Genomic DNA, 8,907 nt, shown 5'->3' on the forward strand with positions numbered 1-8,907 from the left:
TCAAGAGCCCGCGTACCTCGTTTGTCAAGTCTATGCATTTACGCAAGCATGCCTTGCGACTGCTCAGGAGCGTACGCATTGCATGCGAGCGACGGCTTTTCATATGCACTGGGCTATACCAGCCGGAGCGCAGGACCTGCGCTATGCCGCGTGCATCATTCTTATCGGTCTTGTTACGCATAGCAGACAGAGCCGCATTCACTTGCCTTGCCTCCATACAGACAACGTCAAACCGTGTTGTTCTTTCAAACCGTAAAACAGAGGCTGGCTCATTGTTCCTGCTTCAAAGCCAATGCGGGTGATAAGCAACGACGTCTGAGCTAAGGTACTGGCGATAAAATCAACTTCGCAGGCAACCAAGCGTTCAAATATAATCTTGCCTTCGCCGTCAATCACACAGATCGAAACAGACCGTAAAGAAACATCTAAACCAGCATAGTATTCCATGGTGCTCTCCCATCCTCGCAGCAATATGCTGCGATCTTAACAGGAGCTGTCCTCTCATGAAGGACGAGCCCGATTACGCATGCTAATGGTTATGCTGCAACGTGCTAGGAATAACTAGAAGTTCTCAGAGTGAGTTGCCGCGACCTGTTGAATCCACCGCCAACTGCGGACATTCAAGAGGTTCTCCCTAGAGTTGAAGAAACATCCCGGCGTTCAGACAAACGAGCTTTGTCAAGAACCCCGCCTCACACCAGTTAAGGCGTGAGAACTGTGCGATTAGCTCATTACCGCGGTCATTTGCCTGAGGGTACGCATCTGCAGGTGCAAAATGACAATAATGTCCCCATTGGGGTCGTTTCAGGTAGGGGCAGAATAGTATGCTAAGTCGAGTGTCTCATCGTTTCAGCCAACCATATTCTCCTGTCAGCAAGATATGAGCCCATCCCAGCGGAGAAATGTGTGCCAGAAGCTCAGGTGGGCAATCCAGGCTATCCATTTTGGACCAACGACGTGATCGGGCAATTCTCTCTGGTGGGAATCCCTCACGCGCGTGTTAGTATCTAGGTCTCCTTAACTCACTTATATCTCTAGGACTTTTCTTCCAACGCTTCTCGCGATTGTTTACGCATCTTTTGCTGAGCTAAATTACGTATAAAGACGTATTTTCAAATTCATTGGTATAGTAGTATAGCAATGATGGGTTGCAGGGAGCAGCCAATCAAAATTAGGGAGGACGTCTTGTTTAAGAAGTCTACAATTTGTCTGGGCGTAGCGTTGTCTGTGGGGCTAGCATTCGGCGCGTCAGCTAAAACCATCATTAAACTTGGGCACGGAACCAACGAACAGTTCCACATGCACAGAGCGATCGAGCATTTCAAAGAGCTGATCGAAACAGGTTCCAAAAACGAACTTGAAGTGCAGATTTTCCCGAATTCTCAACTTGGTCCGGATCGTGAAATGATCGAGAGCGTTCAGACCGGCATTCTGCAAATGGCAGTCTCTCCTTCGGCAATCTTCGCGGGTTGGGATCCTGCGTTTGCTGTGATTGAGCTTCCTTATATGTACGCAAGTAAGCAAATTGCTCTGGATGTCATGAACGGTCCAGCAGGCAAGGATATGCTTAACCGCCTTGATAATCAGGGACTCGTTGGTCTGGGTTACCTCGAGTTGGGTATGCGCAACATTACAAACAATGTGCGCCCGATTGAAAAACCTGAAGACCTGAAGGGCGTTAAGCTGCGCACCATGCAGGTTCCGGCGCACGTGGACACATTTACCGCTCTTGGCGCAAATCCGACCCCGATGAACTTTGGCGAGGTGTACTCTGCACTGCAGCAAGGTGTGATTGATGGGCAGGAAAACCCAATTGCGATCATCGACTCCCAGCGTTTTTATGAGGTTCAAAGCAATCTGTCTCTGACCGGTCACGTGTTTACGGTGTATCTGCCAGTTATCAGCAAATCTGTCTTTGAAAGACTGCCAGAAGATCAGCAGCTTCTCATTCGTGATGCGATGAAAAAGACGGCGGCCTATCAGCAGGAACTGGTGAACGCAGAAGAGTCCGAACAGCTAAAGCGCATTGAAGCTTCTGGCGTTAAAGTGATGAACCTTTCCCCAGAACAACGTGCGACCTTCAGCGAAATGACCGAGGGTGTGCGTGCTCAGTACAGAGACACCATTGGTCCTGATGCATACGACGCATGGGTTGAAGCGGTTGCAAAGGTAACAGCTGAGTAAAACTCTGGTTGGAGTGCTTGTCTGAGCACTCCTCCGTCTTCCCCAAAAAATAAGTCCTCGCAGGAGGAGAAAATGTCTTACCTCAAATGGCTTAACGCCAATTTGGAGCGGGTTCTTATTGCCTCGCTTCTGGCTGGAATGGTATTGCTGATCTCCGCAAATGTGTTCATGCGCTACGTCATGAATGCCTCGCTCTCATGGGGCGAAGAGTTGACCTTGTGGATCTTCGTCTGGTTCATCTGGCTTTCGGTCAGCTATGCGTTTCACCGCAGAGACCATGTGCGCATCACAATCTTCAAAACCGCTCTCAGCGAGCGCAAGCAACTTTGGCTGGAACTGGCCGTAGATCTTGCTGTTCTTGCGTTCCTTTGCGTCCTTTCCGTTGAGTGCATCAAGTTGATCATGGAACCTTTTGTGGCTCATCAAAAGTCTGTCGTTCTCGGCTTCCCAATCCCCATTCTGTATGCCTCCGCCCCTGTTGGAGCTGTGCTGTCTTCCTTCCGCATTGCTCAGAACATCCTCAAAACCGTTCGCCAACTGGTTGCACCTCATAAAACCGGAGATCTGTCATGATTGCAGGTATCCTCTTTATCAGCCTGGTAATACTGCTGTTCTTCAGCATTCCTATCGGGATTTGCCTTGGCCTATCCTCCATGATCGTCATGGTGTTTGTAGATGGCACCCCACCGCTTGTGCTTCTGTCCCGGTCTGTCGTTACTGGTGCTGACTCATTCCCCTTGATTGCGGTGCCGCTGTTTATTCTGGCAGGAGATCTGATGCAGCATGGCGGCATGTCACGCCGCTTGGTGTCTTTCTCCAACGCCTTGATTGGGCATATCCGTGCCGGTCTTGCTTATGTGAATGTGCTGGCGTGCGTGTTCTTTGCTGCAATCTCTGGCTCTGCTCCGGCAACTGTTGCGGCGATCGGTTCCAACCTCATCCCAGAGATGGAAAAAGTCGGCTACAAACGCCCGTTCTCAGGCGCTTTGACAGCCTCTGCCGGTATGATTGGCGTGCTTATTCCTCCGAGCATTCCCTTCATCATCTACGGTGTGACTGCTGAAGTCTCCATCGGCAAGCTGTTCCTGGCTGGGATCATTCCTGGTGTTCTGTTTGCGCTCGTCTTCATGAGTACAGCACGTTACCTGCTGCGCAATGACGAGAAGATCGCCCAGTCCACCACGAAGTTTGAACCAGCCAACATCTGGGTCAGCTTTAAAGAAGCCATCTGGTCTTTGCTGGTTCCCGGCATCATTCTTGGTGGCATCTACAGTGGTGTGTTCACCCCGACAGAAGCTGGCGCGGTTGCGGTTGTTTATGCAACGTTTATTGGTCTGTTCCTTTACAAGGATATTGCCTTCAGGGACCTGTTCAACATACTTGCAGAAAGCGCAAAAACCAGTGGCACAATCCTGATCCTTGTTATCATGGCAACCGCCTTTGGTCGCCTGATCACCATCGCTCAGCTGCCTGCCGATCTGGCCCGCTCTCTAACCAGTTTCTCAGATAACCCGATTGTCATCCTGCTGCTGATCAACATCGTACTGCTGATCGTCGGCATGTTCATGGAAACTATTTCCTCGATCATCATCATGACCCCGATCCTGCTGCCGGTTGTGACAGCACTTGGTGTCGATCCGATCGTGTTTGGTGTGATCCTGACAGTTAATCTGGCGATCGGGTTCTGTACCCCTCCTCTTGGCGTCAACCTCTTTGTTGCCAGTGGTATTTCGGGCGTCTCTATCGAGAACCTCAGTAAAGCAATCTTGCCATTCTTTATCGGAATGCTGGTGCTGCTGCTGCTGGTCACTTATGTGCCCGCAATCTCTCTCACTCTTCCGTCGCTTTGGTAAATCAAGGAGTTATAACAATGTCCGAAGCACCCAAAGTCATTATCTCTGACTATGATTACGGTGACTACGAGGTCGAACGCAAGATCCTTGAAGCAGCTGGCGCCCGTGTGGTGGCTTTGCAGGCAAAGTGCGAAGAAGATCTTTTTGAAGAAGCCCGCGACTGCGCGGCAATCATGAACCAGTACGCAAAAGTTGGCGCACGCACCATCGAAAAGATGGAGCAGTGTAAGGTGATTGCCCGTTATGGTGTTGGTGTCGATATTGTTGATGTTGATGCGGCGACCGACAAGGGCATCCTCGTCACCAACGTGCAGGATTACTGCACTGAAGAAGTAGCGGACCATGCAATTTCGCTGTGGCTGACCCTTGTGCGCAAGTTGCAGGATTACAACAAGGCCACCCACTTTGGCATCTGGCGCTGGCAGTCAGGTCAGCCGGTTCATCGCCTGAGAGACCGCACCTTTGGTCTGGTATCCTTTGGCAAGATTGGTCAGGCCATCGCGCAGCGAGCAAAAGCCTTCGGGGTGGAGCTGATTGTCTATGATCCGTTCGTGGATGAGAAGATCGTGAAAGAACACGGCGGTCGTCTCGTCAACAAAGACGAGCTGCTGGCACAATCTGATTACATCTGCATGCAGGTGCCAATGACACAGCAAACCCGTCACTTCCTGTCGGATGCTGAGTTTGCTGCCATGAAACCGGGGGCCATCGTCATCAACACAGGCCGCGGTCCAACCATCGATAACAAAGCGCTCTACAAAGCATTGACCGAAGGAACGCTGGCAGGTGCTGGGCTGGATGATCCTGAAGAAGAGCCAGCCAAACGCGCGTCCTGGGACCCTGCCGACAATCCTCTGTTCACGCTGCCAAATGTGATCGTGACCCCACACGCAGCTTACTACTCAGAGGAATCCATTCGTCAGGCCCGCGAAACCGCCGCCCGTCAGGTCGCCTTGGTGCTGACCGGCAAGCCTGCCGAATACACCGTCAACCTAGAACGCCTTCAGGCCAAATAAAATCATAAGGAAGCTACAATGCTTAAAGTATTCAACGAGTTCGAGCGTCGCCCAGACCTGCTGGAAAAGTTTGACGAAGTCCTGAAATGCTACTCCGCAACCGCAGTGTTTGCAGATGTGCAGTACCGCACCGGCGTTATGGACAGCGGCATCAAACCTCCGTTCCGCGCAAAGGTCTGTGGTCAGGCGATCACCGTTCAGCTCTCAAAAGGTGATCTGGTTGATCCTTTGAAGGCACTTGAAATGGGTCAGCCGGGCGATGTGATCGTTGTGGATGCAGGCGGTGATCCCAACACCTCCGTATGCGGTGGTCTCATGGGCGGTCTGGCTCAAAACCGCGGCATTCGCGGCATGATCGTGGATGGTGCTGGCCGTGATACGGACGAGCTGGAAGACATCAACTGGCCAATCTGGACCCGTGCGATCACACCTCGCGGCACACACACCATGTTCTCTGGCCGCAAGGAAGAGCTTTCCATCAACGTGCCAATCCAATGCGGCGGTGTTGTTGTAAAGCCGGGTGACTTCATCGTTGCTGATCTTATGGGCGTCACCGTTGTGCCGCTGGAAAAAGCCGAGGAAGTTGTGAAACTGGCGAAAGAACAGGCGGACCGCGAAGAAGAAACCCGCAAATGGGTGGCTAAAGGAAAGACTGTAGAAGATCTTCTTGCCGAGTTTGGCCGGATCTAATCTGCTTCTGGTCGGGAGTGCTGATTTTCTTTGCAATCCCGGCCATCTACGCCAATTCGTGAAAGAAAACCAAAGAACAGTCCTTGATGACTGTATGTCACCGTCTTATACCCTAGCCTGCGTTTCGTGCCTTTTGCATGAGGACCTACTAACCGATCTCTCTAAGTGAAGTATACACCTAATGGAAGAAACTCTTCGTCCAGTCTCCCTGTCTGATTTGGCAACCGCAAAACTGCGTGAGGCCATCATGAAGGGCGTATTCAAACTTGGAGAAGCACTCTCTGAGCAAAAGCTCGCCGAGTATCTGAATATCAGTAAGACCCCGATCCGTCATGCCCTTGCACAAATGCGTGTTGAAGGGCTGGTGGAAGTGTTCCCGCAGCATGGCACCTTTGTGTTCACGCTCAGTGGACTGGATAATGTTGAACTGACAGAGCATCGTGTCATTCTGGAGCGCGCCGCCCTTCAGTTGGCATATGAGCGCAACAAAGTTGAGCTCGTGAAACGGTTGAGTGCAATTCGTGAAGAAATGGTTCCTGCAAAAGAGAAGGATGACATCAGCCGTTACCTGCAATTAGATATCGAGTTCCACCGGGTCATGTTTGACCTTTGCAAGAACCGCTATCTGATCAAAGGCTACAGCCTGATTGAAGCCAAAATAGCTGCGATCCGTACGCATCTGGGGAAGGACGTCATTCAAACAGATAAGTCGTTTGAAGAGCATGGAGCAATGGTAGAGGCACTGGCCCGCGATGATATTGCAGCAGCACTAGACACACTTGGGTTCCACATCGGCCGCTACATACGAACCTTCGACAAGGGCGTATCTGACATCTCCAGCCTTTAGGGCTTATCTCCAGAGGTTTGCTTGCAAGAACAGCAGGCCTCAACTGCCAGGACAATGACTGGTCTTGGCATGTGGAGACACTAATGACGAACGAAAAGGCTGCGGCTCTGATCGCCGTGGACTGGGGTACCAGCTCTTTCAGAGCACGCACGGTCACATCAGATGCACAAGTCATCGACACGATAGCCACATCAGAAGGTATTCTGGCGGCAAAAGATCGCTTCGAACAGGTCCTGAAGACCAATATCACCAAACTTGAAGGATACCGGAGTGATTTGCCGATTATCCTTTCTGGTATGATTGGATCACGCAACGGTTGGCTGGAGGTGCCTTATGCAACCATGCCAACAAGGCCGAGTGCTCTTTCTCAAGATATGGTCTCGATGATGGTTGAGGGCTTGGGTGAGATCTGGTTCATACCAGGCATTATGGCAGTGGGTGAAAATGCCGATGTGATGCGCGGTGAAGAAACCGAGATCTTTGGTGCCATAGAGATGCTTGCGCTGAGCAATGCGGCCATGGTTATTCCGGGCACGCATTCCAAGCATGTCTCAGTTCAGGATGGTGCCATCACTGCTTACAAAACCTACCTGACAGGCGATATGTTCCATGCTTTGACCTCAGCATCGATCCTCGGTGCATTTGGAAAGACAACAGCACTGTGCGACTGGTTTGAAGAGGGGGTGCGCTTTGGTGCGCGTGAAGGGAAAGCAGGTGCGCTGCTCAACCGTGTGTTCACCGCAAGGTCCCGCGTGCTGGTGGACAAGTTGCCTGAAGAAAAAACCGCGTCTTATCTGAGCGGTATGCTGATTGGCGCCGAGATTGGAGAACTCCTGCCCTCACAAGAACCAATCTGGATTCTCGGAAATGGCGCACTGCCCGATATGTACAAATGTGCCTTTGAAATCCTTGAGGGCGTGTCACGTGTGGTGCCGCCCGGCGGCGTTGTTTACGGCGCTGTAGAACTCGCTCAATCCCGAAAACTGATTTGATATCGAAGGAAGCACTGATGTCAAAATTTGAAGATATCTTTTCTGAAGCCCCTGTGGTCGCAATTCTGCGTGGATTGAAACCAGAGGAAGCCATTGATGTTGCATCCGCTTTGATTGAAGGCGGCATCAAAATTATGGAAGTACCGCTCAACTCTCCTGACCCTTTCAACAGTATTGAGCGCATTGCAAAACAGCTGGGTGATGTTGTTTGTGTTGGTGCTGGAACGGTGCTTAAACCCGCTCAGGTGAACCAGCTGAAAGACTGTGGCGGCGAGTTTGTCGTTGCGCCGAACTTCTCTCTTGAAGTAGGTGCTGCTGCGCAAAAGTACGGTTTTAGCTGGCTACCCGGCATCTACACGCCAACAGAAGCCTTCGCAGCACTGGATGCTGGCGCAGACGGACTGAAACTCTTCCCTGCCGAGCTATGTCCACCGGCAATCATCCGGGCATTTCGTGCTGTTATCCCAAAAGAGATCAAGTTACTCCCCGTTGGCGGCGTAGATGTAAGCAACATCGCAGACTATATGAAAGCGGGAGCCAGCGGTGCCGGCATCGGCTCATCCCTGTTCCGTCCAGGAACAAGACTAGATGCCATTACCGCCCATGCGAAAGCATTGATGGCGAACGTCAAACTCACGTAAATCTTAAACCATCGTAGGTGCCACATTGATGAGCACCTACGATGGTTTATGTGGGTGAGTAATTTTCTTTCATATTGACAATTGCTCCAAATAACAGACATCAGCAGAAAAGAGACACTTGTCAAAAAAGTTACATACTGGCTGCAGCAAATATGCTCCTCGCCTTAGTTTTGAATATTAAAGTTCACATCGAAAAGCTTAATTGCGCACAGGCATTCGCAGGGGTAGAATGTTGTTGCGGGCCAAAAGCATGCGTAATCGGGCTCGTCCTTCACGAGAGGTCAGCTCCTGTTAAGATCGCAGCATATTGCTGCGAGGATGGGAGAGCACCATGGAATACTATGCTGGTTTGGATGTTTCTTTACGGTCTGTTTCGATCTGTGTGATTGACGGCGAAGGCAAGATTATATTTGAACGCTTGGTTGCCTGCGAAGTTGATGTTATCGCCAATACCTTAGCTCAGACGTCGTTGCCTATCACCCGTCTTGGCTTTGAAGCTGGAACAATGAGCCAGCCTCTGTTTTACGGTTTGAAAGAACAACATGGCTTTGACGTTGTCTGCATGGAGGCAAGGCAAGTGCATGCGGCTCTGTCGGCCATGCGTAACAAGACCGATAAGAATGATGCACGCGGCATAGCGCAAGTCCTGCGTTCCGGCTGGTATAGCCCAGTGCATATGAAAAG

11 protein-coding genes are annotated in these 8,907 nt (G+C 51.0%); 9 read left to right on the forward strand and 2 right to left on the reverse strand.

What is annotated here, in order from left to right; all coding sequences use genetic code 11:
• Together PsAD5_RS14105 and PsAD5_RS14110 are read right to left on the reverse strand one after the other, a co-directional pair.
• Positions 1 to 217 (reverse strand): IS110 family transposase (locus tag PsAD5_RS14105; RefSeq protein ID WP_153041390.1); only part of this gene is annotated, 217 nt, incomplete at its 3' end.
• A complete protein-coding gene (locus PsAD5_RS14110) occupies positions 199 to 447 on the reverse strand; it encodes a hypothetical protein (protein WP_063292587.1) in 249 nt (82 codons plus the stop codon). The genes PsAD5_RS14110 and PsAD5_RS14105, both read right to left, overlap by 19 nt.
• A gap of 738 nt (positions 448 to 1,185) precedes the next feature.
• On the opposite strand from PsAD5_RS14110, the gene PsAD5_RS14115 reads away from it, so the two are divergent.
• The 9 genes from PsAD5_RS14115 to PsAD5_RS14155 all read left to right on the forward strand — a co-directional run.
• Positions 1,186 to 2,184, forward strand: coding sequence for a TRAP transporter substrate-binding protein (locus PsAD5_RS14115; protein WP_063292588.1), 999 nt, complete (start codon positions 1,186 to 1,188; stop codon positions 2,182 to 2,184).
• A gap of 72 nt (positions 2,185 to 2,256) precedes the next feature.
• A complete protein-coding gene (locus PsAD5_RS14120) occupies positions 2,257 to 2,757 on the forward strand; it encodes a TRAP transporter small permease (RefSeq protein WP_063292589.1) in 501 nt (166 codons plus the stop codon).
• Complete coding sequence (locus PsAD5_RS14125; RefSeq protein WP_063292590.1) at positions 2,754 to 4,037, forward strand: TRAP transporter large permease; 1,284 nt, start codon at positions 2,754 to 2,756, stop codon at positions 4,035 to 4,037. The genes PsAD5_RS14120 and PsAD5_RS14125 overlap by 4 nt, the downstream gene beginning before the upstream one ends.
• Before the next feature lie 17 nt (positions 4,038 to 4,054).
• Complete coding sequence (locus tag PsAD5_RS14130; RefSeq protein ID WP_084404354.1) at positions 4,055 to 5,053, forward strand: C-terminal binding protein; 999 nt, start codon at positions 4,055 to 4,057, stop codon at positions 5,051 to 5,053.
• A gap of 18 nt (positions 5,054 to 5,071) precedes the next feature.
• On the forward strand, positions 5,072 to 5,743 hold the full coding sequence (locus PsAD5_RS14135) for an RraA family protein (protein ID WP_063292591.1): 672 nt from the start codon (positions 5,072 to 5,074) through the stop codon (positions 5,741 to 5,743).
• Positions 5,744 to 5,924: 181 nt separating this feature from the next.
• On the forward strand, positions 5,925 to 6,590 hold the full coding sequence (locus PsAD5_RS14140; protein WP_063292592.1) for a GntR family transcriptional regulator: 666 nt from the start codon (positions 5,925 to 5,927) through the stop codon (positions 6,588 to 6,590).
• Positions 6,591 to 6,673: 83 nt separating this feature from the next.
• Positions 6,674 to 7,582, forward strand: coding sequence for a 2-dehydro-3-deoxygalactonokinase (locus PsAD5_RS14145; RefSeq protein WP_084405976.1), 909 nt, complete (start codon positions 6,674 to 6,676; stop codon positions 7,580 to 7,582).
• Positions 7,583 to 7,599: 17 nt separating this feature from the next.
• The gene (locus tag PsAD5_RS14150) at positions 7,600 to 8,223 is read left to right on the forward strand and encodes a 2-dehydro-3-deoxy-6-phosphogalactonate aldolase (protein WP_063292593.1); all 624 of its coding nucleotides are present in this window, start codon (positions 7,600 to 7,602) and stop codon (positions 8,221 to 8,223) included.
• A 331-nt stretch (positions 8,224 to 8,554) separates the two neighbouring features.
• A partial coding sequence (locus PsAD5_RS14155; RefSeq protein ID WP_153041391.1) for an IS110 family transposase occupies positions 8,555 to 8,907 on the forward strand: 353 nt, incomplete at its 3' end.

Origin of the sequence: Pseudovibrio sp. Ad5, assembly GCF_001623095.1 — a bacterium.
GTDB lineage: Bacteria > Pseudomonadota > Alphaproteobacteria > Rhizobiales > Stappiaceae > Pseudovibrio.